22 protein-coding genes are annotated in these 24,107 nt (G+C 67.3%); 17 read left to right on the top strand and 5 right to left on the bottom strand.

From position 1 onward, the window contains the following. Positions 1-446 precede the first annotated feature (446 nt). Together BLS50_RS10840 and BLS50_RS10845 are read left to right on the top strand one after the other, a co-directional pair. Positions 447-881 carry a CHRD domain-containing protein gene (locus BLS50_RS10840; RefSeq protein WP_006477821.1) on the top strand — a complete coding sequence of 145 codons (435 nt, stop codon included), beginning with the start codon at positions 447-449 and terminating at the stop codon, positions 879-881. Positions 882-970: 89 nt separating this feature from the next. Further along, entirely contained in the window at positions 971-1,933 is a 963-nt protein-coding gene (locus tag BLS50_RS10845; protein WP_074802202.1) for an alpha/beta hydrolase, read from the top strand. On the opposite strand, the gene BLS50_RS10850 is transcribed toward BLS50_RS10845, so the two are convergent. Further along, positions 1,903-2,745, bottom strand: coding sequence for an EcsC family protein (locus BLS50_RS10850; RefSeq protein ID WP_074802203.1), 843 nt, complete (start codon positions 2,743-2,745; stop codon positions 1,903-1,905). The two genes, BLS50_RS10845 and BLS50_RS10850, sit on opposite strands and share 31 nt — an antisense overlap. Before the next feature lie 107 nt (positions 2,746-2,852). Here BLS50_RS10850 and BLS50_RS10855 point away from each other — a divergent pair, with 107 nt between their 5' ends. Together BLS50_RS10855 and BLS50_RS10860 are read left to right on the top strand one after the other, a co-directional pair. After that, positions 2,853-4,448 carry an MDR family MFS transporter gene (locus tag BLS50_RS10855; RefSeq protein WP_074802204.1) on the top strand — a complete coding sequence of 532 codons (1,596 nt, stop codon included), beginning with the start codon at positions 2,853-2,855 and terminating at the stop codon, positions 4,446-4,448. A gap of 54 nt (positions 4,449-4,502) precedes the next feature. Continuing rightward, on the top strand, positions 4,503-4,949 hold the full coding sequence (locus tag BLS50_RS10860; protein WP_006477825.1) for a MarR family winged helix-turn-helix transcriptional regulator: 447 nt from the start codon (positions 4,503-4,505) through the stop codon (positions 4,947-4,949). A gap of 68 nt (positions 4,950-5,017) precedes the next feature. Here the strand turns inward: BLS50_RS10860 and BLS50_RS10865 are convergent, their stop codons facing one another. Together BLS50_RS10865 and BLS50_RS10870 are read right to left on the bottom strand one after the other, a co-directional pair. Next, on the bottom strand, positions 5,018-5,599 hold the full coding sequence (locus BLS50_RS10865; protein ID WP_006477826.1) for a DJ-1/PfpI family protein: 582 nt from the start codon (positions 5,597-5,599) through the stop codon (positions 5,018-5,020). Positions 5,600-5,732: 133 nt separating this feature from the next. Continuing rightward, complete coding sequence (locus BLS50_RS10870; RefSeq protein WP_012329215.1) at positions 5,733-7,013, bottom strand: amino acid deaminase; 1,281 nt, start codon at positions 7,011-7,013, stop codon at positions 5,733-5,735. 120 nt (positions 7,014-7,133) lie between these two features. Between BLS50_RS10870 and BLS50_RS10875 the strand changes: the two genes are divergently transcribed. The 3 genes from BLS50_RS10875 (at position 7,134) to BLS50_RS10885 (ending at position 10,021) form a co-directional block, all read left to right on the top strand. Continuing rightward, positions 7,134-8,072 (top strand): MurR/RpiR family transcriptional regulator, encoded by a 939-nt coding sequence (locus tag BLS50_RS10875; protein WP_074802205.1) that lies wholly within the window; start codon positions 7,134-7,136, stop codon positions 8,070-8,072. Between the two features lie 2 nt (positions 8,073-8,074). Continuing rightward, the gene (locus tag BLS50_RS10880) at positions 8,075-9,556 is read left to right on the top strand and encodes an N-acyl-D-amino-acid deacylase family protein (protein ID WP_074802206.1); all 1,482 of its coding nucleotides are present in this window, start codon (positions 8,075-8,077) and stop codon (positions 9,554-9,556) included. 78 nt (positions 9,557-9,634) lie between these two features. Further along, positions 9,635-10,021 carry a RidA family protein gene (locus BLS50_RS10885; protein WP_006477830.1) on the top strand — a complete coding sequence of 129 codons (387 nt, stop codon included), beginning with the start codon at positions 9,635-9,637 and terminating at the stop codon, positions 10,019-10,021. Positions 10,022-10,109: 88 nt separating this feature from the next. On the opposite strand, the gene queF is transcribed toward BLS50_RS10885, so the two are convergent. Next, positions 10,110-10,940 carry an NADPH-dependent 7-cyano-7-deazaguanine reductase QueF gene (gene queF, locus BLS50_RS10890; RefSeq protein WP_023477301.1) on the bottom strand — a complete coding sequence of 277 codons (831 nt, stop codon included), beginning with the start codon at positions 10,938-10,940 and terminating at the stop codon, positions 10,110-10,112. 12 nt (positions 10,941-10,952) lie between these two features. Beyond that, complete coding sequence (gene ilvA / locus BLS50_RS10895) at positions 10,953-12,476, bottom strand: threonine ammonia-lyase, biosynthetic (RefSeq protein ID WP_006477833.1); 1,524 nt, start codon at positions 12,474-12,476, stop codon at positions 10,953-10,955. Between the two features lie 598 nt (positions 12,477-13,074). Between ilvA and BLS50_RS10905 the strand changes: the two genes are divergently transcribed. From BLS50_RS10905 to BLS50_RS10950, 10 genes are all read left to right on the top strand, one after another. Beyond that, positions 13,075-17,100 (top strand): DUF3683 domain-containing protein, encoded by a 4,026-nt coding sequence (locus BLS50_RS10905; protein WP_006477834.1) that lies wholly within the window; start codon positions 13,075-13,077, stop codon positions 17,098-17,100. Positions 17,101-17,184: 84 nt separating this feature from the next. After that, positions 17,185-17,628, top strand: coding sequence for an HIT family protein (locus BLS50_RS10910; RefSeq protein WP_011546191.1), 444 nt, complete (start codon positions 17,185-17,187; stop codon positions 17,626-17,628). Further along, the gene (locus BLS50_RS10915; protein ID WP_074802207.1) at positions 17,625-18,038 is read left to right on the top strand and encodes a gamma-butyrobetaine hydroxylase family protein; all 414 of its coding nucleotides are present in this window, start codon (positions 17,625-17,627) and stop codon (positions 18,036-18,038) included. The genes BLS50_RS10910 and BLS50_RS10915 overlap by 4 nt, the downstream gene beginning before the upstream one ends. 52 nt (positions 18,039-18,090) lie before the next feature. Further along, positions 18,091-18,822 (top strand): bifunctional demethylmenaquinone methyltransferase/2-methoxy-6-polyprenyl-1,4-benzoquinol methylase UbiE, encoded by a 732-nt coding sequence (gene ubiE / locus BLS50_RS10920; protein ID WP_006477837.1) that lies wholly within the window; start codon positions 18,091-18,093, stop codon positions 18,820-18,822. Between the two features lie 41 nt (positions 18,823-18,863). Continuing rightward, the gene (locus tag BLS50_RS10925; protein ID WP_006477838.1) at positions 18,864-19,895 is read left to right on the top strand and encodes a Tim44 domain-containing protein; all 1,032 of its coding nucleotides are present in this window, start codon (positions 18,864-18,866) and stop codon (positions 19,893-19,895) included. Between the two features lie 164 nt (positions 19,896-20,059). After that, entirely contained in the window at positions 20,060-20,686 is a 627-nt protein-coding gene (locus BLS50_RS10930; protein WP_011546187.1) for a ubiquinone biosynthesis accessory factor UbiJ, read from the top strand. Positions 20,687-20,698: 12 nt separating this feature from the next. Further along, the gene (gene ubiB / locus BLS50_RS10935) at positions 20,699-22,276 is read left to right on the top strand and encodes a ubiquinone biosynthesis regulatory protein kinase UbiB (protein ID WP_006487907.1); all 1,578 of its coding nucleotides are present in this window, start codon (positions 20,699-20,701) and stop codon (positions 22,274-22,276) included. Between the two features lie 17 nt (positions 22,277-22,293). Next, complete coding sequence (locus BLS50_RS10940) at positions 22,294-22,920, top strand: class I SAM-dependent methyltransferase (RefSeq protein ID WP_074802208.1); 627 nt, start codon at positions 22,294-22,296, stop codon at positions 22,918-22,920. 96 nt (positions 22,921-23,016) lie between these two features. Next, positions 23,017-23,370 (top strand): FmdB family zinc ribbon protein, encoded by a 354-nt coding sequence (locus BLS50_RS10945; protein WP_074802209.1) that lies wholly within the window; start codon positions 23,017-23,019, stop codon positions 23,368-23,370. Between the two features lie 61 nt (positions 23,371-23,431). Continuing rightward, the gene (locus BLS50_RS10950) at positions 23,432-24,082 is read left to right on the top strand and encodes a DUF502 domain-containing protein (protein WP_006477842.1); all 651 of its coding nucleotides are present in this window, start codon (positions 23,432-23,434) and stop codon (positions 24,080-24,082) included. The last annotated feature ends 25 nt before the right edge of the window (positions 24,083-24,107 follow it).

Genomic DNA, 24,107 nt, shown 5'->3' on the forward strand with positions numbered 1-24,107 from the left:
TTTCCTGCGCAGGAAAACACGTGTCGACCCGGCTTGGCGCAATAACGTATTACACGTATCGCGACAACATGCGGGTACGCTGGCTCGTCCTGATGACTGGCGGGATGCGCGTCGGTCGCGACGTGTGCGGGAAAAGAAACGCTTCGTGCTGCTTGGTAATGGAGGGAGCGGAAAAGCGGAATCCGCGTGCGGCATGCCGCGTGTCGTTCGGAACACGCAAAAAAAACGCGACCGGGGCGGCCGCGTGAATACTCGCAGACTCCTTCGGACGAAGGAAACAAGCAACTGTGAAACGAAGTGTAGCGAAAGGCCGCGCACGGATTCAGAGGCCATGCTGCAAAGGTCTCTTCCAGGTTCCGGCAGTCTGCCGGACCGGGCGCCGATCGACTACCATCAGGGATGACGCCGCCGCTCGCGCGGCGTACCACGTCGTACAAGGAGAATCCATGCTCAAGCTGCGTTTGCTCCAGGTCGCGTTATTGGCGGGCGTGCTGGCCGCCGGCAGCGCCGCCGCCGAAACGGTGCGCCTGTCCGCCAGTCTGCAGCCGTCGAGCGAAGTGCCGCCGACGGCGACCAAGGGCTCCGGCACCGTCGCCGCCACTTACGACACGGCCACCCACATGCTGCAGTGGACGGTCACTTACGAACACCTCTCGGGCCCGGCCACCGCCGCGCATTTCCACGGGCCCGCGCCGGTCGGCCAGAACGCCGGCGTGCAGGTGCCGATTCCGAAGGACGAACTGGCGAGCCCGATCAAGGGTTCGAAGGCGCTCACCGACGAGCAGGTCACCGACCTGATGGGCGGCAAGTGGTACTTCAACATCCATACGAAGGAGCACCCGTCCGGCGAGATCCGCGGCCAGGTGATGCCGGCGAACTGAGCGCCGGCGTTTGATGTAGAGGCACCTGTCGAGCGACGCGGGAACGTTTGAACGTACCATCGTCACACTGTGATGACGGAGTGCGTCCGATGAGTTGGCAAAGCAAGTTCGCCTGCTGGCTGCTGCGCTGGCAGTTTCGTCCGGAGACCACGCGCGAGGTGCTCGACCCCGCGCGTGCCCGGCGCTTTACCGACCTGCGGATGTTCGTGCCGCGCCGCCCGCCGTCGGGCTACCGCCTGCGGCAGTGCTATGGCGCCGACGATGCGCCGCTGCGCGGCGAATGGCTCGAACGCGCCGATGCGGCCGCGGGGCGTGGACCGGGCCGCACGCTGCTGTATTTCCACGGCGGCGGTTACTACTTCTGTTCGACGAAGACTCACCGGCCGCTGGTGTTCGGGCTGACGAAGCGCGCGGGCGTGCGTTCGTTCTCGCTCGACTACCGGCTCGCGCCCGAAAACCGCTTCCCGGCCGCGCTCGACGATGCGCTCGCCGCGTACCGGCAACTGCTGGCGCTCGGCACGCCGCCCGAGTCGATCGTGTTCGGCGGCGATTCGGCGGGCGGCGGCCTCGCGCTCGCGACGCTCGTCGCGCTGCGTGACCGCGGCGAGCCGCTGCCGGCCGGCGCGATCCTGTTCTCGCCGTGGACGGACCTGGCCGGCACCGGCGGCACGATGCGCAGCAACGACGGCGTCGACCCGATGTTCGCGGCCGCGGCGCTGCCGAAGGCGGCGAAGCTGTATCTCGGCGACGCGCCAGCGACGCATCCGTACGCGTCGCCGTTCTACGCCGATTTCACGGGCCTGCCGCCGCTGTATATCCAGGCCGGCAGCACCGAGGTGCTGCTCGACGATTCGCGCCGCGTCGCCGAGAAGGCGAAGGCGGCCGGCGTGGCGGTGGAAATCGAGGTGTGGCCCGACATGCCGCACGTGTGGCAACTGTACGCGCCGATGGTGCCGGAAGCGCGCGACGCGCTCGACCGCGCGGCCGCGTTCCTGCGCCGCGTCGCGGTCGAACGTGCGGTTCAGCGCGCGGGCGAGGCGTCGATTGCCTGATAGGCGGCCTGGACGGCCACCGAGCCGTACTTGCGTTCGAGCCGGCGCACGGTGAAGTGGCCGTGCGCCATCTGCTGGAAGTGGTCGATGAACAGCGTGTTGACGGTCGCGCCGAGCACGGCGCCGATCGCCGGGATCGACTTCGCGGCCATCTGCTCGGTCACCTGCACCGAGAAGCGCGACGCCACCGTCTGCACGAGCTTGAAGACAGCCGCCGAGCTGTGCGCGGCGATGCCTTTCGCGGTGATGTCCGACGACGCCTTCGAGATCGCCTGCGCGAGCGCGCCGCGCAGCACGAAATAGCCGAGATCGGCGTCTTCCTCCTGCTTGTCCGGGTTGCCGCCCATGCCCAGCACGGCCAGGCATTGCAGCTGCGTATCGACCGAGGTCAGATCCTCGCCCTCGCTGCGCGCGATGTCGCACACCGAGCGGAAGATCAGCGTGGTCGTCACCGGCAGCTCGACCGGCAGCGCGAGAAAGCCGAACGCGCCGCCCGCCGCGCCGGTCGTCGCGACCGCGAGCTTGTGCAGCAGGTTGCTGGGCTTTTCGGGCTCGGCGTCCGGCGCCGGCGGCTTGCCGAGCGTGCGCAGCGCGATGTTCAGGCACTTGCGCAGCGCGAGCTGCGTCGCGTCGTTGATCTTGCCGGTCGCGAAGTCCGGCAGCCGCGCGATCATTTTCTCGACCGGCGCGCCGAGCACGCCCGTCAGCTTCATCGTCAGCGACGGGCTTTCCAGCACCTGCTTCGCGCGCCGCAGCGCGTCCCGATCCTCCGGCGAAAGCGTCGTCGCGGGGGTGATTGAAATCGGTTCCATCTTTCTCCTTGGCCTGAACAGGCCCTGAACCTATCGCCAGCCTAGATTACTCCGGCATGCTAGAATTTTGAGATTATTTGACTCGGCAAAAGTTGCATCGACAAAAAATGGCCGTTCATACTGCCGCCCACCATTCGAGCGGGCAAGTCCTGCCGTTCCGCGAATCGCTGCTCGCGATGATCGGGATCTCGTTCGTCACCATGCTGGTCGCGCTGGACCAGACGGTCGTCGGCACCGCGCTGCCGACCATCGTCGCCGAACTTCGCGGCTTCGACCTGTACGCGTGGGTCGCGACCTCGTACCTGCTCAGTTCCGTGATCACGGTGCCGATCTTCGGCCGGCTCGGCGACTATTACGGCCGCAAGCCGTTCGTGATCGCGTCGATCGTCGTGTTTACCGGCGCGTCGGTGCTGTGCGGGATGGCCAACGACATGCTGTATCTCGTGCTCGCGCGCGGGCTGCAGGGGATCGGCGGCGGGATGCTGGTCGGCACCGCGTTCGCGTGCATTCCCGATCTGTTCCCCGATTCCGTCGTGCGGCTGCGCTGGCAGGTGCTGATGAGCTCGGCGTTCGGTATCGCGAACGCGGTCGGCCCGTCGCTCGGCGGCGTGCTGACCCAGTCGTTCGGCTGGCGCTCGGTGTTCTACGTGAACCTGCCGATCGGCATCCTGTCGCTGTTCTTCGTGTGGCGCTACCTGCCGCACCTGCGCCACGTCGAGCACGATCGCAAGATGCGGCTCGACTGGCCGGGCGCGCTGTTGATCGCGCTGTCGCTCGGTGCGCTGCAACTGTTCGTCGAATGGCTGCCGAAGTACGGCGTCGCGAGCTGGGCGTCGCTGCTGCTCGTCGTCGCGGTCGCGGCTGGCATCGGCCTGTGGCACTGGGAAAAGCGCTGCGCGCAGCCGATTCTGCCGTTCGACATGTTCGGCAACCGCGCGCTGTCGGCCCTCTTCGTGCTCGCGATCCTCGCCGGTTTCTCGATGTTCTCGTTGCTGTTCTACGCGCCGCTGCTGTTCCAGGGCGGTTTCGGGATGTCGCCGAGGGAGGCCGGGCTCGTGATCACGCCGCTCGTCGTGTTCATCACGATCGGCAGCATCATGAACGGCCGCGTCGTCACGCGCATCCGCCATCCGAACACGATGCTGCACGTCGGCTTCGTGCTGTTCGCCATCGCGTGCGCGGGCGTCGTCGTGTCGACCCACACGACGCCGGCCTGGATGCTGATGGCGCTGATGGTCGCGGGCGGCATCGGGCTCGGCTTCGTGCTGCCGAACCTCACCGTGTTCGCGCAGCAGACGGCCGGTCGCGAGCATCTCGGCATCGCGACGGCGCTGTTGCAGTCGCTGCGAATGGTCGGCGGGATGCTCGGCACCGCGCTCACCGGCACGCTCGTCAACCAGATGTATTCGGGCGGCGTGCGCGACGCGCTGTCGGCCGACCACGCGATGCATTGGCACGCGCGGCTCGCCGACCCGCAGATCCTGATCGATCGCGCGGCGCAGGGCGGTCTCGTCGCGGAGTTGACGCGTGCCGGGCATAATGGCGCGCTGCTGCTGGAAGCGGCTCGGGAATCGCTGGTCGGCGCGATTCACCTGGGTGTCGCGATGGCGGCCGTCGTCGCCGTGGTGTCGGTGTGGCAGTGCCGTCGCGTGCCGCCGATCGCGCTGCGGCGCAAGATCGAACCGCACGTCGCGGCCGATTGACCGATCGGGCGAGCGATTCGACGACTCAACGATTCACCGGAACGAAATCAGCGCATGGAAGAACAGGACCGCGTCGCGATCTTGCAGCAATTCGGACGCACGTATCGCGCCTTCATGACCGCGTTCGAAGCGCACGTCGGGCAGCCGATGCCGCGCTGGCGCATCATGGTCGCGCTGCACACGATGGACGGTCATTCGTCGCAGAAGAAGCTCGTCGAAGTGCTGCGCATCGATCCGGGCGCGCTCACGCGCCAGTTGAAGTCGCTCGACGCGCTCGGCTGGATCGAGCGCGAATCGGACGCGCGCGACAACCGCGTGACCAACGTCACGCTGACGGACGCAGGCCGCGCGGCGTTCGACGCGTGCCTGCCGCGCCGCAAGGCGTTTCTCGAACAGACGATGGCGCAGTTGCCGGACGACGTGCTGAATGCGCTGTCGGGCGCGCTCGCGATGCTGGAATCGCGGATCGCGGACGTCGGGTCGACGCCAGCCGCGCGTTGACGTGCGCGGCCGGGCGGCACGTCAGCGCCGCCGGCCATCGCTTCGTTTCATTCCGAGTGGGTGCAGGTTTACAGCTCGATGCGCGTGCCGAGCAGCGCGAGGAACTGCGCGAGCCAGGCCGGATGCGCGGGCCACGCGGGCGCAGTGACGAACGGCGCGTCGGTCACGGCCGCGTCGACCGGAATGTCCGCGTATTCGCCGCCCGCGAGCTTGACCTCCGGCGCGCAGGCCGGGTAGGCCGAAATGCGCTTGCCGCGGATCACGTCGGCGGCCGCGAGCAGTTGCGCCGCGTGGCAGATCGCCGCGATCGGCTTGCCGGCTTCGGCGAACTCGCGCACGAGCGAAATCACCTTCGGATCGAGTCGCAGATATTCGGGCGCACGGCCGCCCGCGATCGCGAGCGCGTCGTAGCGCGCCGCATCGACGTCGTCGAACGCCGCGTTCAGCGTGAAATTGTGGCCGGGCTTTTCGGTGTAGGTCTGGTCGCCTTCGAAATCGTGGATCGCGGTCTTGATCTTGTCGCCCGCGCGCTTGCCCGGGCAGACTGCGTCGACGTGGTGGCCGACGGCCTGCAGCGCCTGGAACGGCACCATCGTTTCGTAGTCTTCGGCGAAATCGCCGGTCAGGAACAGGATCTTCTTCGCGGCCATGGCTTTCTCCAGTGAAGCAGCGTTGAAGGCCCGGTCGCGCCGTGCATGACGGCCGCGACGGGCCCCGAGGACGAAAGCGCAGTGTACTCCGGCAGATTGAAGCCTGCGTGACGACCGCCCCGCGCGACGTGCGTCAGAAGAAGGTTTCGACGACTTCCGTCACGCGGAACTGCGGATCGAGCACGAGCACCTGGCGCCACTTGTCGAACGTCAGGCACGGGTGCGAGATGTCGAACGCGACCATGTCGCCGACCTTCACGTCCGCGCCCGGCGGGATCTGCAGGTATGCGTGCTGGTCCATCATCCCGGTGACGGCCCAGCCTTCGGCGGCGGCGACGTCGCGCGGCGCGGTGTCGCGGCCCGGGCGGAAGTGGCGCGCCGGCTCGGGCAGGCCCGCGTCGAACGCCGCGTCGCGCTTGCCGAGCGCGACGATCGCACGGTCGGCTTCCGGCACCGACTGCACGTATGCCCACAGCTGTAGCGCCGGCAGCAGCCCTTCGCCCATCGAACGCGCGATCGGGTTGCGCGCGAACACGTCGGTCTGCGCCTTCTTGTAGATGCCGACGTCGTGCGTCAGGTAGCAGCCCGGACGCAGCACGACTTCCGCGAAGCCCGCGTCGGACGCCTTCCTGAATTCTTCCGCGACCACGTCGTACCACGCCGAACCGGCGCCGGACAGGATCGCCGGCGTGCGCGCGAAGCGGCCGGCTTCGGCCAGTTCGCGCGTGAGCGCGACCGCCTGCTGCAGGAACGCGCGGATCTCGCCTTCCTCCTTCAGCACGCCTTCATAGAGCTCGATGCCGGCCAGCTTCAGCGTGTCCGGATAGCGCGCGATCGCGGCCAGCACGGCCTCGCGCTGCGCGGCATCGCGCACGCCCGCGCGGCCGCCCGGCACGCCGAGCTCGATCAGCACGTTCAGCGATTTCTTCGCGGCGCCGAAGAAGCGGCCGAGCTGGTCGACGCTCTCCGCGGAATCGACGAGACAGAAGAATTCGAAATCGGGATCGGACAGCAGCCCCGCGATGATCGTCATGTTCTGGCGGCCGACCAGCTGGTTCGCGAGCAGCACGCGGCGCACGCCGCCGTGATACGCGGCCTGCGTCTGGTGTGCGGTCGCGAGCGTGATGCCCCACGCGCCGGCGTCGAGCTGGCGGCGGAACAATTGCGGCGCCATCGTCGTCTTGCCGTGCGGCGCGAACTTGACGCCGTATTTCTGCACGAACGCCTGCATCCAGTTCAGGTTGTGCTCGACGCGATCCTCGTAAAGCACGGCGGCCGGCAGGCTGACGTCTTCCGCGAGCAGATTCCATTCGAGCCGGCTCGCGTCGCCGAGCGGCACGCTCGCGCTCGGCAGATTGCCCAGGCCCTTGCCGAACGGATCGATCGTCGCTTCCTGATAGTTTGTAACTTTCATGTCATCCCGCTCCATCATCACTATGCATTGCACTGAAGTTGACATGTAGATGGTACAGAAAGTAGCATCGGCGCGGTGATGTTATTTAATAACATCCTGCTTCACACCCTTTTTCCGCCGATGAATACGTCCGCTTCCCCGTCCGCTCCGCCTGCCGCCGAGCCGCATCCGGCTCAGGCCGCCCCGCCGGTCCTCGACATCGTCGCGCGGATCGCCGAATGCGCGCCCGAGCTGCGCGAAGCCGAGCGCAAGGTCGCCGCGTTCATCCTCGCCGATCTGGCGCGCGCCGCGCATGCGAGCATCGGCGCGCTCGCGCGCGACGCGGAGGTCAGTGTCGCGACGGTCACGCGTTTCGCGAAGGCCGTCGGCTGCCGCGACGTGCGCGAACTGAAGGTGCTCGTCGCGCAGGCGGCGGCCGTCGGCCAGCGCTTCCTGGTGCCGTCCGACGACGCGCCGGCCGACGACGCGAGCCCCGCGTCGATGGTCTACGATGAGATTCGCGTGGCGCTCGCGCACAACCACCAGTTGCTGCGCAACACGTCGTTCGACGCGGCGGCCGACCTGCTCGCCGGCGCGAAGATGACGTACGTGTACGGGCAGGGCGGCGGCTCGACCGCGCTGGCCGACGAGCTGCGCTTCCGGCTCGTGCGCTTCGGCCGGCCGGTCGCGAGCTACCAGGACAGCCTGCTGCAACGGATGGTGGCCGCGACGCTGTCGAGCGACACCGTCGTCGTCGCGTTGTCGGTGAGCGGGCGCGTGCCCGAGCTGCTCGAGAGCTGCCGGCTCGCGAAGCGCTACGGCGCGAAGCTGATCGCGATCACCGCACCGGCGTCGCCGCTGGCGAAGCTCGCCGACCACCTGATCCCGGTCGTCGCGTTCGAAACCGATTTCATCTACAAGCCGTCGACATCGCGCTACGCGATGATGATGGCGATCGACGTGCTCGTCACCGGCGTCGCGCTGCGGCTCGGCGATGCGGGCCGTGAATCGCTGCGCCGCATCAAACACGCGCTCGATGCGCACCGTGGCGGCGGAGACCGTCAACCGGTAGGAGACTGACCATGCATTCGCATCCCGAAGCCGCTGATACGCTGATCGTCGGCGCGCAGTTGTACGACGGCACCGGCGCGCCGCCCGTCACGCGCGACGTCGCGATCCGCAACGGCCTGATCGCGGCGATCGGCAATCTGTCGAACTGGCTCGCGGAGCACGTCGTCGACGCGAACGGGCGGGCGCTCGCGCCGGGTTTCGTCGACGTGCACACGCACGACGACACGCACGTGATCCGTGCGCCGGAGATGATCCCGAAGATCTCGCAGGGCGTGACGACCGTGATCGTCGGCAACTGCGGAATCAGCGCATCGCCGGTGACGCTCGCCGGCGACCCGCCCGATCCGATGAACCTGCTCGGCGAGCGCGGCGCGTTCCAGTACCCGAGCTTCGCCGCTTACGTCGCGGCCGTGAACGACGCGCGCCCGGCCGTGAACGTCGCGGCGCTCGTCGGCCACACGGCGCTGCGCAACAACCAGATGGACCGCCTCGACCGCGCGGCGACCGACGACGAGATCGCCGGCATGCGCGCGCAGCTCGAGGAGGCGCTCTCGAACGGCGCGCTCGGCCTGTCGTCGGGTCTCGCGTACGGTTCCGCGTTCGCGGCGCCGACCGAGGAAGTGATGGCGCTCGCCGAGCCGCTCGCCCAAGCCGGCGCGCTGTACACGACGCACATGCGCACCGAGTTCGACGCGATCCTCGATGCGATGGACGAGGCTTATCGCGTCGGCCGTCACGCGCAGGTGCCGGTCGTGATCTCGCACCTGAAGTGCGCGGGCCCGTCGAACTGGGGGCGCAGCACCGAGGTGCTCGCGTCGCTCGACGGCGCGCGACGTTACCAGCCGGTCGGCTGCGACTGCTATCCGTACAGCCGCAGTTCGTCGACGCTCGACCTGAAGCAGGTGACGGGCGACATCGACATCACGATCACATGGTCGGAGCCGCACCCGGAAGTCGCGGGCAAGCTGCTGAAGGCGATCGCGGCCGACTGGGGCGTGAGCGAGCAGGAAGCCGCGCAGCGCATTCGCCCCGCGGGCGCCGTGTACCACAACATGTCGGAGGACGACGTGCGCCGGATCCTGTCGCATCCGGCGACGATGGTCGGCTCCGACGGCCTGCCGAACGATCCGCTGCCGCACCCGCGGCTGTGGGGCGCGTTCCCGCGCGTGCTCGGCCATTACGTGCGCGACACCAACCTGCTGCCGCTCGAGGAGGCGATCCGCAAGATGACGTCGCTGTCCGCGCGTCGCTATGGCATCCCGAAGCGCGGCGAAGTGCATGTCGGTTACCACGCGGATCTCGTGTTGTTCGATCCGGCGAGCGTGATCGACGCCGCGACGTTCGAGAAGCCGCAACAGCCCGCGCACGGGATCGACGCGGTGTGGGTGAACGGCGTGCTGACCTATGAAAACGGCCAGCCGACCGGCGAGCGCGCCGGCGGTTTCGTCGCGCGCGGCGAGCGCGTGCCGGCCAGTGCCGATGCGGCGTTCTGAACGCGGCAGGTGTTCCGATCTTCCGCGCGTGCCCAAGCCGGCGCGCGCATCCGTAACCGAAATGTGAGGAGTGAAACGATGAAGCGATATGGCGTAGGCGAAGCGAAGGGCACGGGCGGGCAGGTGATGCCGTTCGCGCGGGCGGTCGAGGCCGACGGCTGGCTGTACGTGTCGGGCCAGACGCCGATGGTGAACGGCGAGGTCGTCGAAGGCGGGATCGTCACGCAATCGAAGCAGACGATCGAGAACGTGATCGCGATCCTGAAGGAAGCCGGCTACGGACTCGAGCACGTCGTGCGCTGCGGCGTGTGGCTCGACGATGCGCGCGATTTCGCGTCGTTCAACAAGGTGTTCGTGTCGTACTTCGGCGAGCATCCGCCGGCACGCGCGTGCGTGCAGTCGAGCATGGTCATCGACTGCAAGGTCGAGGTCGATTGCATCGCTTACAAGCCGCCGGTGAAGTAACGCGGCCGCGCTTCCCTACGCACAGTGAAACAGCCCGGTCGGTTGAAGCCGACCGGGCTGTTTCGTTTGGCGCTCGCGCGCGTGGCCGTTACTGCCGCGCGGTCCGCGCGTTGTCCGGCATCGGCTGGTTGTAATTCGTGCGGAACGGGTTGATGTCGAGCCCGCCGCGGCGCGTATAGCGCGCGTACACCGCGAGCTTCACCGGTTTGCACGCATGCATGATGTCGAGGAAGATCCGCTCGACGCACTGCTCGTGAAAGCCCGTGTGATTGCGGAACGAGATGATGTAGCGCAGCAAGCCCGCGTGGTCGATCTGCGGCCCGACGTAGTGGATCTGCACGCTGCCCCAGTCGGGCTGGCCCGTGACCGGGCAGTTCGAGCGCAGCAGGTCGGACACGAGCGTTTCCTCGACCGGCGCTTCGTTCTCGCCGTCGGCCGCCGACAGCAGCGACGGATCGGGTTCGTACACGTCGGTGTCGAGGTCGAGCCGGTCGAGCGACAGTCCGTCGAGCTCGTCCATCTCGAGCTTGGCGAAATCGTGCGGCGACACCAGCTGGACCGACACGCTCGCGCCGCACGCGGCCGACACGTCGCGCTTCAGCACGTCGCGCACCGCATCGACCGAGTCGAACTTCGACTGCGCGAACGAGCCGAGATACAGCTTGAACGACTTCGATTCGACGATGTTCGGGGATTCGGCCGGCACGTAGAACGTCGCGATCGCGACCTGCGGCTTGCCGCGCGCGTTGAGCCACGACAGCTCGTACGCGTTCCAGATGTCGGTGCCGAAGAACGGCAGCGCCGACGTGATGCCGAGCTGCTCGCGCGCGCCGGCGCGCGGGATCGGGAACAGCAGCGACGCGTCGTACTGCGCCGCGTAGACGGTGGCCTTGCCGAGCGGGGAATGTTCGGGATTCATTGCACGAAGCCTTTACGACAGGAAGAGGCGGTAAGCCGGGTTGGCGCTCTCTTCGACATACGGGTAGCCGAGCGCCGCGAGGAAGCGTTCGAATTCGGCGCGATCGGCCTGCGGCACCTGCAGCCCGACGAGGATCGAGCTGTAGTCCGCGCCCTGGTTGCGGTAGTGGAACAGGCTGATGTTCCAGTCCGGCGCCATCGACGACAGGAACTTCATCAACGCGCCCGGCCGTTCCGGGAATTCGAAGCGGAACAGGCGCTCGTCGAGCGCGAGCGGCGAGCGGCCGCCGACCATGTAGCGGATGTGTTCCTTCGACAGCTCGTCGTGCGTCAGGTCGACGCTCTTGAAGCCGTGCGACTCGAAGTTCGCGGCGATCTCCGCCGATTCGCCGCGGCGCTTGATCTGCACGCCGACGAAGATGTGCGCGGACTTCTCGTCGGCGATCCGGTAGTTGAACTCGGTGACGTTGCGATCGCCGACGAGCGAGCAGAAGCGCTTGAAGCTGCCGCGTTCCTCGGGGATCGTGACCGCGAACACGGCTTCGCGCGCTTCGCCGACCTCGGCGCGCTCGGCGACGAAGCGCATCCGGTCGAAATTCATGTTCGCGCCGGACGTGACCGCGACGAGCGTCTGGTTCTCGATGCCTTCGCGTTCCGCATACAGCTTCGCGCCCGCGACCGCGAGCGCGCCGGACGGCTCGAGCACGCTGCGCGTGTCCTGGAACACGTCCTTGATCGCCGCGCACAGCGCGTCGGTGTTGACCGTCACCACGCCGTCGAGGAATTCGCGGCACAGCCGGAAGGTTTCCTCGCCGACGAGCTTCACCGCGGTGCCGTCCGCGAACAGGCCGACTTCGCTCAGCTCGATGCGCTCGCCCGCGTCCAGCGACTGCGCCATCGCGCACGAGTCCTCGGCCTGCACGCCGATCACCTTGATCTCCGGGCGCACCGCCTTCACGTACGCGGCGACGCCGGACGCGAGCCCGCCGCCGCCGATCGGCACGAAGATCGCGTGGATCGGGCCCTGGTGCTGGCGCAGGATCTCCATCGCGATCGTGCCCTGACCGGCGATCACGTACGGATCGTCGAACGGGTGGACGAACGTGAGGTCGCGCTCCTGCTGGACCTTGACCGCGTGCGCGTACGCATCGCTGTACGATTCGCCCGCCTGGATCACCTCGACGCTCGGGCCGCCGTGCGCGCGCACCGCGTCGACCTTCACCTGTGGCGTCGTGACCGGCACGACGATCACGGCCTTGATGCCCATCCGGGCCGCCGAGAACGCGACGCCCTGCGCGTGGTTGCCGGCCGACGCGGTAATCACGCCGCGCGCGAGCGCGTCCGCCGGAATGTGCGCCATCTTGTTGTACGCGCCGCGCAGCTTGAACGAGAACACCGGCTGGTTGTCCTCGCGCTTCAGGTAAACGGCGTTGCGCAGCCGGGCCGACAGGTTGCGGGCCGGTTCGAGTTCCGTCTCGATCGCGACGTCGTAGACGCGCGCGGTGAGGATTTTCTTCAGGTAATCGTGGGATGCCATGGGCGCTCGCGGGCAGTGCGGATGCAGACGGTAAAGGGTCAATGATAGCGCCAAGGGTCCGCCCGCACGCAAGCGGCATGCCGGGCGGGCGGCCGTGAGCGCTCGCGTGCGCGGGCGGACAGGGCATTCGCGCCGCCGGGCGCCGCCTTTTACCGGCGCACTTTACCGGTTTAACCGCATGGTTACCGACCGGACGGACGGCGAATGATCACATGAAATCGCGCCGAGCCCCGCCCGGCGCGGCTCGCGGCGATAGCCCCACGACCTGTCCGGCGTGTCACGGGCGGCCCGATCATGGGTTAGAATTCCGTTTTGAATCAAGGATTCGGAAGATGCAGAGGCACCCTCGGATCGCACCGTTGAAGCCGACGCCGCGCGCAGCCAGCCCCGCGGCCGAACGGCATGCGCGCCGCGCGCGATCGTGCTGATGATTCCGAGTGCCGCCAGGCCCTGTCGCCGGCCAGGAGGGGCGAGTCGCCCGCTCCGGCCCCATGAAGGACAGCCGCGCGCCTGGTAACAGAACAGATTTCCCCAAGATTGCGCCTACGCGCTTGCCGACGCCCGTGCACGGTGTATCGGCCCTCCGAGTCGTCCGAACATGAACGCACCACAAGTTTTCGATCCGCATGGCGCGGCCGCCGCCGTCGCCGCCGACCCCGCGCCCCGCTTGCGCGAGATTCCCTACAACTACACGTCCTTCTCGGATCGCGAGATCGTGATCCGCCTGCTCGGCGAAGAGGCGTGGTCGGTGCTCGACGAACTGCGTGCCGAGCGCCGCACGGGCCGCTCGGCACGGATGCTGTACGAAGTGCTCGGTGACATCTGGGTCGTGCGTCGCAACCCGTATCTGCAGGACGACCTGCTCGACAACCCGAAGCGCCGCGCGCTGCTGATCGAGGCGCTGAACCACCGCCTGACCGAGATCGGCAAGCGCCGCAGCGCGGATCTCACCGAGCACCGCGACGACGCGGGCCGCGAGCGTGCGTCGCGCGTCGAGATGCTCGAAACCGCCGCGCAGCGCGCGGTCAACGAGTTCGCGGACGAATTCGACAAGATGGCCGACCTGCGCCGCCGCGCGACCAAGGCGCTCGGCCGCTGCACGCAGAAGGACAACATCCGCTTCGACGGGCTGTCGCGCGTGTCGCACGTGACCGACGCGACCGACTGGCGCGTCGAATACCCGTTCGTCGTGCTGACGCCCGACACCGAAGCCGAGATCGCCGGCCTGATCAAGGCGTGCTTCGAGCTCGGCCTGACCGTGATCCCGCGCGGCGGCGGCACCGGCTACACGGGCGGCGCGGTGCCGCTCACGCCGTTCTCCGCGGTGATCAACACCGAAAAGCTCGAACAGCTCGGCGCGGTCGAACTGACCGAGCTGCCGGGCGTCGCGCACAAGGTGCCGACGATCTTCTCCGGCGCAGGCGTCGTCACGCGCCGCGTGACCGAGGCGGCGGAAGCGGCCGGCTACGTGTTCGCGGTCGATCCGACCTCGCTCGACGCCTCGTGCATCGGCGGTAACGTCGCGATGAACGCGGGCGGCAAGAAGGCCGTGCTGTGGGGCACCGCGCTCGACAACCTGGCCTGGTGGCGGATGGTCGACCCGGACGGCAACTGGCTCGAAGTCACGCGCCACGAGCACAACCAGGGCAAGATCCACGACATCGCGGTCGCGCGCTTCGAGCTGAAGTGGTTCGACGGCGCGTATGCGCCGGGCGAGAAGCTGCTGCGCACTGAAATGCTCGAGATCGAAGGCCGCCGGTTCCGCAAGGAAGGGCTCGGCAAGGACGTGACCGACAAGTTCCTCGCCGGCCTGCCGGGCGTGCAGAAGGAAGGCTGTGACGGGCTCATCACGTCCGCGCGCTGGGTGCTGCACAAGATGCCCGCGCATACGCGCACCGTCTGCCTCGAATTCTTCGGCCAGGCGCGCGAGGCGATCCCGAGCATCGTCGAGATCAAGGACTACCTGTTCGAGACGTCGAAGCAGGGCGGCGCGATCCTCGCGGGCCTCGAGCACCTCGACGAGCGCTACCTGCGCGCGGTCGGCTACGCGACCAAGAGCAAGCGCAATGCGTTTCCGAAGATGGTGCTGATCGGTGACATCGTCGGTGACGACGCCGACGCGGTCGCACAGGCGACGTCCGAAGTGATCCGGATGGCGAACGGCAAGAGCGGCGAAGGCTTCGTCGCGGTCAGCGCGGAGGCGCGCAAGCGCTTCTGGCTCGACCGCAGCCGCACGGCCGCGATCGCGAAGCACACGAACGCGTTCAAGATCAACGAGGACGTCGTCATCCCGCTGAACCGGATGGGCGAGTACACCGACGGCATCGAACGAATCAACATCGAGCTGTCGCTGAAGAACAAGCTGCAACTGGTGGATGCGCTCGAAGCGTTCTTCCGCGGCGGCAACCTGCCGCTCGGCAAGACCGACGACGCGAACGAGATCCCGAGCGCCGAACTGCTGGAAGACCGTGTGCAGCAGGCGCTGGAGCTGCTCAAGCGCGTGCGCGCGCGCTGGGAATTCGTGCGCGACCGGCTCGACCAGCCGCTGCGCGAGGCGCAGCACTACCTGGTGCAGCTCGGCTACGAGGCGCTCGCCGAGAAGTTCGCGGATCGCGCGGACGAGCAGCCGGGCGCGACCGTGTTCCACATCACGCAGGACCGCACGGTCCGCATCTCGTGGAAGCAGGAGATCCGCGCGGAACTGCGCGCGATCTTCAACGGCGGCGCGTTCAAGCAGATCCTCGACGAGGCGCAGGCGATCCACAAGCGCGTGCTGCGCGGCCGCGTGTTCGTCGCGCTGCACATGCACGCGGGCGACGGCAACGTCCACACCAACATCCCGGTCAACTCCGACAACTACGAGATGCTGCAGGACGCGCACGCGTCGGTCGCCCGCATCATGACGCTCGCGCGCTCGCTCGACGGCGTGATTTCCGGCGAACACGGGATCGGCATCACGAAGCTCGAATTCCTGACCGACGACGAGATCGCCGAATTCCGCGCGTACAAGCAGCGCGTCGACCCGAACGGCCGCTTCAACAAGGGCAAGCTGCTCGACGGCGCCGACCTGCGCAACGCGTACACGCCCAGCTTCGGGCTGATGGGCTATGAATCGCTGATCATGCAGCAGTCCGACATCGGCGCGATCGCCGATTCGGTGAAGGACTGCCTGCGCTGCGGCAAGTGCAAGCCGGTGTGCGCGACCCACGTGCCGCGCGCGAACCTGCTGTACAGCCCGCGCAACAAGATTCTCGCGACGTCGCTCTTGGTCGAGGCGTTCCTGTACGAAGAGCAGACGCGCCGCGGCGTGTCGATCAAGCACTGGGACGAGTTCAACGACGTGGCCGACCACTGCACGGTGTGCCACAAGTGCGCGACGCCATGCCCGGTGAAGATCGACTTCGGCGACGTCACGATGAACATGCGCAACCTGTTGCGCAAGATGGGCAAGAAGAAATTCAACGCCGGCAATGCGGCGGGCATGTTCTTCCTGAACGCGACCAATCCGCAGACGATCAACCTCGCGCGCGGCGTGATGATGGGCGTCGGCTACAAGGTGCAGCGCTTCGCGAACGACATGCTGAAGAAGGTCGTGACGAAGCAGACGCAGCACCCGCCCGCGACGACCGGCAAGCCGCCGGCGGTCGAGCAGGTGATCCACTTCGTCAACAAGAAGATGCCGGGCAACCTGCCGAAGAAGACGGCGCGCGCGTTGCTGGACATCGAGGACAACAAGATCGTGCCGATCATCCGCAACCCGAAGTCGACGACCGTCGATTCGGAAGCGGTGTTCTACTTCCCGGGCTGCGGCTCCGAGCGGCTGTTCTCGCAGGTCGGGCTGGCCACGCAGGCGATGCTGTGGGAAGCGGGCGTGCAGACGGTGCTGCCGCCGGGCTACCTGTGCTGCGGCTATCCGCAGCGCGGCTCGGGCCAGTACGACAAGGCCGAGAAGATCGTCACGGACAACCGCGTGCTGTTCCACCGTGTCGCGAATACGCTGAACTACCTCGACATCAAGACGGTGGTCGTGTCGTGCGGCACCTGCTACGACCAGCTCGCGGGCTACGAATTCGACAAGATCTTCCCGGGCTGCCGGATCATCGACATCCACGAGTTCCTGCTCGAGAAGGGGATGAAGCTCGATGGCGTGACGGGCACGCGCTACATGTATCACGACCCGTGCCACACGCCGATCAAGACGATCGACCCGGTCAAGCTGGTCAACGAGCTGATGGGTTCGGAGAAGGACGGCTACAAGATCGAGAAGAACGATCGCTGCTGCGGCGAATCGGGCACGCTCGCGGTCACGCGGCCGGACATCTCCACGCAGGTCCGCTTCCGCAAGGAAGAGGAGATCCGCAAGGGCGCCGCGAAGCTGCGCGCGATTCCGGTGGTCGCGGGCGATGCGCCGGCGCCGGCCGCCGCGGCTGCGAACGGCCCGGACGTGAAGATCCTGACGAGCTGCCCGTCGTGCCTGCAGGGCCTGTCGCGCTACAGCGAGGATGCGAACCTCGAAGCCGACTACATCGTGGTCGAAATCGCGCGCCAGGTGCTCGGCGAGAACTGGATGGCCGATTATGTCGCACGGGCGAACCATGGCGGGATCGAGCGCGTGCTGGTCTAATGCGGGCATGACGACCGCCCGACCGGGCCGGGAATGAGCGGGCGCCGGCATGTCATGCCGGCGCCCGTCCACATGGGAGCGACGATGGAATGCGTGTTTTGCCGTGAAGACGGCGGCGAGGTGCTCTGGCAGGACGATGCGCTGCGCGTCGTGCTCGCCACGGGCGAGCACGACTACCCGGGCTTCTGCCGGGTGATCTGGGGCGCGCACGTGGCCGAGTTCTCCGATCTCGGCGAGCCCGAGCGGGCACATCTGATGCGTGTGGTCTACGCGGTCGAGCGGGCCGTGCGCCGCGTGATGCAGCCGAACAAGGTGAATCTCGCGAGCCTCGGCAACATGGTGCCGCACGTGCACTGGCACGTGATTCCGCGTTTTTCCAACGATGCCCATTTTCCGCAGCCCGTGTGGGCGCCGCGCCAGCGCAGCGTGTCCGAGGCGCTGCTGCGCTCGCGCGCGGCGCAGGCCTCGCTGCTGCACAATGCGGTGCGCGAGGAAATTCAACGCATGACCGATTCGAGGCAAGCATGAGCGGTTTGACTTCCACGACGCCGATTCCGTCCGGCGTCGTCGCGCACGCGGTGTCGCGCGTGCTCGAATTGCAGTATCCGAACGGCGAGAGTTACCGGATTCCGTTCGAGCTGATGCGCGTCTATTCGCCGTCGGCCGAGGCGCGCGGCCACGGGCCCGGCCAGGAGACGTTGCAGACCGGCAAGCGCGAAGTGACGATCACCGCGCTCGAGGGCGTCGGCAACTACGCGCTGCAGCCGACGTTCTCCGACGGCCATTCGACCGGCATCTACTCGTGGGACCTGCTGTACGAGCTGGCGACGCAGCAGGACGCGCTGTGGCGCGACTATTTCGACAAACTGAAGGCGGCGGGCGTCGAGCGCGACGCGCCGATGCAGGCGGCCAGCGCGCCGCACGGCCACTGCCACTGAAATCGACGGCGCCCGCTCGGCGCCGTCTTGCCATTTACTGAGGATCAACGCGATGAGCAAAACCCACTTCGGCTTCGAGAGCGTCGAGGAAAACGAAAAAGCGAAGAAAGTGGCGGGCGTGTTTCATTCGGTCGCGAGCAACTACGATCTGATGAACGACCTGATGTCGGCGGGCATGCACCGCGCGTGGAAGGCGTTCACGATCGCGCAGGCGAACGTGCGCCCCGGCTTCAAGGTGCTCGACATCGCGGCCGGCACCGGCGACCTGACCAAGTCGTTCGCGAAGGCGGCCGGGCCGACGGGCGAGGTCTGGCATACCGACATCAACGAATCGATGCTGCGCGTCGGCCGCGACCGGCTGCTCGACAAGGGCGTCGTGACGCCGTCGCTGTTGTGCGACGCCGAGAAAATTCCGTTTCCGGACAACTACTTCGACGTGGTCACGGTCGCGTTCGGGCTGCGCAACATGACGCACAAGGATGCCGCGCTCGCCGAGATGCGCCGCGTGACGAAGCCCGGCGGCCGCGTGATGGTGCTGGAATTCTCGAAAGTCTGGGATCCGCTGAAAAAGGCGTACGATCTGTATTCTTTCAAAGTATTACCGTGGCTTGGCGACAAGTTCGCGAAAGATGCTGAAAGTTATCGGTATCTTGCTGAATCTATCCGGATGCACCCCGATCAGGACACGCTGAAGACGATGATGGAACAAGCGGGCCTCGACGCCGTCAAATATTACAATTTGTCAGGTGGCGTGGTAGCTTTACACCTAGGGACCAAGTACTAAGGGGTTCTTTCCCTACATTCGTCTTACATTCGGAGAAGCTGATGTCTGAATCGCGTTCGTTGTTCAACCGTAGCAAACCGTCGAAGCCGTGGGCTCGACGGGTCGGCACGCTGCTGATGGTCGGCCTGCTCACGGCCGGCACGTTCGCATCGCTTGACGCCGAAGCCCGGCGCATGGGCGGCGGGCGCAGCATCGGCCGCCAGAATTCCACCGTTACGCAGCGCCAGGCCACGCCGCCCGCGCAGCAGCCGATGCAGCAGGCCGCGCCGTCGCAGGCGCAGCGTGCGAACCCGGCTGCGCCCACGCCGGCCGCGCAGCCCAACCGCTCGCGCTGGCTCGGGCCGATCGCCGGCCTCGCGGCCGGTCTCGGCATCGCGGCGCTGCTGTCGCACTTCGGTCTCGGCGGCGCATTCGCGAGCATGATGGCGAACGTCATCGTGATCGCGTTGCTCGCGATGGTCGGCATCTGGCTGATCCGCAAGTTCATGAACCGCCGTCGCCCGCAGGAGCCGGCGTATTCGGTCGGCGGCGCGGCTTCGTCGTCGGGCGGCTACTCGCAAAGCCCGTCGTTCCAGCAGGGCAACACCGGCAGCAACTACGCGGGCAGCGGCAGCAGCTATGCGAACGAAGCACAGGGCGTGTTCGGCGGCGGTGCAGCGGCCGCCGGCGCAGCCGCGGCGGCAGCGGCGCCGCTGCAGGTGCCGGCCGGCTTCGACACCGAAGCGTTCCTGCGCAGCGCGAAAGTCTATTTCGTGCGCCTGCAGGCGGCGTGGGACCAGGGCAACCTGGCCGACATCCGCGAATTCACGACGCCCGAAATGTTCGCCGAGATCAAGATCGACCTCGATTCGCGCGGCAACGACGCGAATCAGACCGACGTCGTGCAGCTCGACGCGGAACTGGTCGCGATCGAGGATCGCGGCATCGAGCAGTCGGCGAGCGTGCGCTTCCACGGCCTGATCCGCGAATCGGCGAATACGTCGGCCGCGCCGTTCGACGAGGTGTGGAACCTGTCGAAGTCGGGCAGTCAGGGCTGGCTGCTCGCGGGTATCCAGCAGATCAACACGCACTGAGCGTGGCCGGCGGCCTGCGCCGCCGGGCACCCGGGCGACGGCCGCCGCACTGCGACCGCTTGCCGCCCGGGTGTACGGTCAGGCACGGTCTGCCGCCGATCCGACGTTACAATAGAAACCCGCGTGGGCGCCCGGCCTGCGCGGGTTTTTTCTTTCCCAGCCCGATGACCTTTGCCGCCAAGCCTTTTGCTGCTGCCGTCAACCACTTGCTCGCGCGCGAATCGTGGGCGCGAGACCGCCTGATTCCCTATGCGGGCAAGACTGCCCGGATCGACGTGCCTCCCGTCACGCTCACGCTGCTGGTGCAGCCCGACGGCTATCTGTCGGCCGTCGACGCGCACGATGCGCAACAGGTCGACGTGTCGATCGCGCTTGCCGGCGACACGGTCGCCGCGTTCCTGCAGGGCGGCCAGGCGGCCGTGATGAAGCACGTGAAGATCGAAGGCGACGCGGAATTCGCGACGCAGATCGCGAAGCTGGCCGAGCACCTGCGCTGGGAACCGGAAGAAGATCTCGCGAAGCTGGTCGGTGATGCGGCGGCGTACCGGATCGCGACGGTCGTGCGCGACGCCGGCGCGCGCGCGCGCCGCACCGGCCGCAATGTGCTCGATTCCGTCGCCGAATACTGGCTCGACGAGAACCCGCAGGTCGTCCGGCGCGCGTCGCTCGGCGGCTTCGACGCCGAACTGGCGCGCGCACGCGATGCGCTCGCGCGGGTCGAAAAGCGGGTCGAGCGACTCGAACAAAAAATCGGCGCGCGCGCAGGCTCCGGCCCGCGCGGCGCGCACTGAGGGCCGCAGGGCATGCGCATTTTCCGTTTCATCAAGATTGTCTACACCGTCATCCGCTTTGGTCTCGACGAAGTGATGCTGTCCCGGATCGACGACCGGCGCGTGAAGCTGCTGTTGCGGATCACGACGATCGGCCGCCGCTTCTCCGATCCGCCCGCCGTGCGGTTGCGTCACGCGCTCGAAAGCCTTGGCCCAATCTTCGTGAAGTTCGGCCAGGTGCTGTCGACGCGCCGCGACCTGCTGTCGGTCGATTTCGCGAACGAACTCGCGAAGCTGCAGGATCAGGTGCCGCCGTTCGATTCGGCCGTCGCGATCGCGATCATCGAGAAGTCGCTCGGCGCGCCGGTCGACGAGCTGTTCGACGAATTCGAGCGCGAGCCGATCGCGAGCGCGTCGATCGCGCAGGTGCACTTCGCGAAGCTGAAGCAGGGCGTGCACGCGGGCAAGGCCGTCGCCGTCAAGGTGCTGCGGCCGAACATGCTGCCGGTGATCGATTCCGACCTCGCGCTGATGCGCGACATCGCGACGTGGACCGAGCGCATGTGGGCCGACGGCCGGCGCCTGAAGCCGCGCGAGGTCGTCGCCGAATTCGACAAGTACCTGCACGACGAGCTCGACCTGATGCGCGAGGCCGCGAACGGCAGCCAGCTGCGCCGCAACTTCGCGGGCCTCGACCTGCTGCTCGTGCCCGAGATGTTCTGGGATTTCTCGACGTCGCAGGTGCTCGTGATGGAGCGCATGACCGGCGTGCCGATCAGCCAGGTCGAGACGCTGCGTTCGGCCGGCGTCGACATCAAGAAGCTCGCGCGCGAAGGCGTCGAGATCTTCTTCACGCAGGTGTTCCGCGACGGCTTTTTCCATGCGGACATGCACCCGGGCAACATTCAGGTGAGCCTCGACCCGAACACGTTCGGCCGTTATATCGCGCTCGATTTCGGGATCGTCGGCGCACTGTCCGATTTCGACAAGAACTACCTCGCGCAGAACTTCCTCGCGTTCTTCAAGCGCGACTATCACCGTGTCGCGACGCTCCACCTCGAATCGGGCTGGGTGCCGCCCGAGACGCGCGTCGAGGAGCTCGAAAGCGCGATCCGCGCGGTGTGCGAGCCGTATTTCGATCGCGCGCTGAAGGACATCTCGCTCGGCCAGGTGCTGATGCGCCTGTTCTCGACGTCGCGCCGTTTCAACGTCGAGATCCAGCCGCAGCTCGTGCTGCTGCAGAAGACGATGCTGAACGTCGAAGGGCTCGGTCGCTCGCTCGACCCCGAACTCGACCTGTGGAAGACCGCGAAGCCGTATCTCGAGCGCTGGATGACCGAGCAGATCGGCCTGCGCGGCTGGTACGAGCGGTTCAAGGTCGAGGCGCCGCAGTGGAGCAAGACGCTGCCGCAACTGCCGCGCCTGATCCACCATGCGCTGGCCGCGCGCCACGACGCGCCGCGCGCCGCGAGCGAGGAGCTGATGCGTCAGGTCCTCGTCGAGCAGAAGCGGACGAACCGGCTGCTGCAGGCGTTGCTGATCTTCGGCCTGGCCGTCGGCGTCGGGGCGCTCGTCGCGCGCGTGCTGCTCGCGCTCGCGTACGGCGCTTGATCGAAAGGAGCGCGGCGATGTCCGATCCGAAGCAACCGGCCGCACCGTCGGCCGCCGATTTCGCGACGCGCGACCCCGGTAGCGCATCGTTCTGGGACGAGCGTTTCGCACGCGGCGTGACGCCGTGGGAATTCGGCGGCGTGCCGGACGGGTTTCGCGCATTCGCGCAGCGGCACGAGCCGTGCGCGGTGCTGATTCCCGGCTGCGGCAGTGCGCAGGAGGCCGGCTGGCTCGCGCAGGCCGGCTGGCCGGTGCGTGCGATCGATTTCGCCGCGCAGGCGGTCGCTGCGGCGAAGGCGCAGCTCGGCGCGCATGCGGACGTCGTCGAGCAGGCTGATTTTTTCCAGTACCGGCCGCCGTTCGACGTGCAGTGGGTGTACGAGCGCGCGTTCCTGTGCGCGTTGCCGCCGAGCCTGCGCGCCGACTATGCGGCGCGGATGGCCGAGCTGCTGCCCACGGGCGGATTGCTGGCCGGCTATTTCTTCGTGGTGGCCAAACCGAAGGGGCCGCCGTTCGGGATCGAGCGGGCGGAACTCGATGCGCTGCTCGCGCCGCACTTCGAGCTGCTCGAGGATTTGCCCGTGACCGATTCGCTGGCCGTGTTCGACGGGCACGAGCGCTGGCTCACGTGGCGCCGTCGCTGATGCGCGGGCGTCGCGGCCATTGCCGGAGCGCGCCGGGGTTTCGGCTATAATTCAAGGTTTTGCAAGCCGTTTCCAGTTTCTGCGGGAAAAAATATCATGCCGATCTACGCCTATCGATGCGAAGCGTGCGGTTTCGCGAAGGACGTGCTCCAGAAGATGAGCGACGCGCCGCTGACGCAATGTCCTGAATGCGGGAAGGATGCTTTTCGCAAACAGGTGACCGCCGCCGGTTTTCAGCTGAAGGGCTCGGGGTGGTATGTCACCGATTTCCGCGGCGGCTCGGGCGGCGCCAGCGCACCGGCGACGGCGTCGGGCGACGCGGCGCCGGCAGCACCCGCGGCGGAAGCCGCACCCGCCGCTGCCGCGCCGGCTGCGGCGAGCAGTTCGGGCAGCACCACGACGACGAGCGCCGCGCCGGCTCTGGCCGCGACGCCCGCCGCCGGCAGTTGACCGTCGCGGCCCGGCCGGGTCGCGACCCACTCGCGCCGCAGGCGCGGTTCATTGACGGCAGATGATGAAAAAGACGACCCTGAAAACGGTGTTCCTGACCGGCTTGCTGGTTCTCGTCCCGCTCGCGATCACGCTGTGGGTGCTCGGCCTCATCATCGGCACGATGGACCAGACGCTGCTCCTGCTGCCCGAATCGTGGCAGCCCGAGCGGATGCTCGGCTTCCACCTGCCGGGGATCGGCGCGGTGCTGACGCTCGCGTTCATCTTCGTCGTCGGGCTGGCCACGCAGAACTTCATCGGCCAGAAGCTCGTCACGTGGTGGAACGCGGTGGTACGCCACATCCCGGTCGTCGGGCCGATCTACACGAGCGTCAAGCAGGTATCGGACACGCTGCTGTCGAGCAGCGGCAACGCGTTCCGCAAGGCGCTGCTGATCGAATACCCGCGCCGCGGCTCGTATACGATCGCGTTTCTGACCGGCACGCCCGGCGGCGACGTGGTCAACCATCTGACGGAAGAGTACGTGAGCGTGTACGTGCCCACGACGCCGAACCCGACGTCGGGTTTCTTCCTGATGCTGCCGAAGAGCGAAGTCATCGAACTCGACATGTCGGTCGATGCCGCGCTCAAGTACATCGTCTCGATGGGCGTCGTGGCGCCTTCGGCGCCGGCTCCGGCGCCCGCCCGCCGTCCCGTCGAGCCGCCGCTGTAAGTAAAGAATCATCGCCCGGGCCGCG

The sequence above is a fragment of the Burkholderia orbicola genome (assembly GCF_900100915.1).
Taxonomy (GTDB): Bacteria; Pseudomonadota; Gammaproteobacteria; order Burkholderiales; family Burkholderiaceae; genus Burkholderia; species Burkholderia orbicola.

Excerpts from the sequence above, each read along its gene's own strand:
- BLS50_RS10840 (WP_006477821.1), top strand. The coding sequence starts at position 447 with ATGCTCAAGCTGCGTTTGCTCCAGGTCGCGTTATTGGCGGGCGTGCTG.
- BLS50_RS10845 (WP_074802202.1), top strand. The coding sequence starts at position 971 with ATGAGTTGGCAAAGCAAGTTCGCCTGCTGGCTGCTGCGCTGGCAGTTT.
- BLS50_RS10850 (WP_074802203.1), bottom strand. The coding sequence starts at position 2,745 with ATGGAACCGATTTCAATCACCCCCGCGACGACGCTTTCGCCGGAGGAT.
- BLS50_RS10855 (WP_074802204.1), top strand. The coding sequence starts at position 2,853 with ATGGCCGTTCATACTGCCGCCCACCATTCGAGCGGGCAAGTCCTGCCG.
- BLS50_RS10860 (WP_006477825.1), top strand. The coding sequence starts at position 4,503 with ATGGAAGAACAGGACCGCGTCGCGATCTTGCAGCAATTCGGACGCACG.
- BLS50_RS10865 (WP_006477826.1), bottom strand. The coding sequence starts at position 5,599 with ATGGCCGCGAAGAAGATCCTGTTCCTGACCGGCGATTTCGCCGAAGAC.
- BLS50_RS10870 (WP_012329215.1), bottom strand. The coding sequence starts at position 7,013 with ATGAAAGTTACAAACTATCAGGAAGCGACGATCGATCCGTTCGGCAAG.
- BLS50_RS10875 (WP_074802205.1), top strand. The coding sequence starts at position 7,134 with ATGAATACGTCCGCTTCCCCGTCCGCTCCGCCTGCCGCCGAGCCGCAT.
- BLS50_RS10880 (WP_074802206.1), top strand. The coding sequence starts at position 8,075 with ATGCATTCGCATCCCGAAGCCGCTGATACGCTGATCGTCGGCGCGCAG.
- BLS50_RS10885 (WP_006477830.1), top strand. The coding sequence starts at position 9,635 with ATGAAGCGATATGGCGTAGGCGAAGCGAAGGGCACGGGCGGGCAGGTG.
- queF (WP_023477301.1), bottom strand. The coding sequence starts at position 10,940 with ATGAATCCCGAACATTCCCCGCTCGGCAAGGCCACCGTCTACGCGGCG.
- ilvA (WP_006477833.1), bottom strand. The coding sequence starts at position 12,476 with ATGGCATCCCACGATTACCTGAAGAAAATCCTCACCGCGCGCGTCTAC.
- BLS50_RS10905 (WP_006477834.1), top strand. The coding sequence starts at position 13,075 with ATGAACGCACCACAAGTTTTCGATCCGCATGGCGCGGCCGCCGCCGTC.
- BLS50_RS10910 (WP_011546191.1), top strand. The coding sequence starts at position 17,185 with ATGGAATGCGTGTTTTGCCGTGAAGACGGCGGCGAGGTGCTCTGGCAG.
- BLS50_RS10915 (WP_074802207.1), top strand. The coding sequence starts at position 17,625 with ATGAGCGGTTTGACTTCCACGACGCCGATTCCGTCCGGCGTCGTCGCG.
- ubiE (WP_006477837.1), top strand. The coding sequence starts at position 18,091 with ATGAGCAAAACCCACTTCGGCTTCGAGAGCGTCGAGGAAAACGAAAAA.
- BLS50_RS10925 (WP_006477838.1), top strand. The coding sequence starts at position 18,864 with ATGTCTGAATCGCGTTCGTTGTTCAACCGTAGCAAACCGTCGAAGCCG.
- BLS50_RS10930 (WP_011546187.1), top strand. The coding sequence starts at position 20,060 with ATGACCTTTGCCGCCAAGCCTTTTGCTGCTGCCGTCAACCACTTGCTC.
- ubiB (WP_006487907.1), top strand. The coding sequence starts at position 20,699 with ATGCGCATTTTCCGTTTCATCAAGATTGTCTACACCGTCATCCGCTTT.
- BLS50_RS10940 (WP_074802208.1), top strand. The coding sequence starts at position 22,294 with ATGTCCGATCCGAAGCAACCGGCCGCACCGTCGGCCGCCGATTTCGCG.
- BLS50_RS10945 (WP_074802209.1), top strand. The coding sequence starts at position 23,017 with ATGCCGATCTACGCCTATCGATGCGAAGCGTGCGGTTTCGCGAAGGAC.
- BLS50_RS10950 (WP_006477842.1), top strand. The coding sequence starts at position 23,432 with ATGATGAAAAAGACGACCCTGAAAACGGTGTTCCTGACCGGCTTGCTG.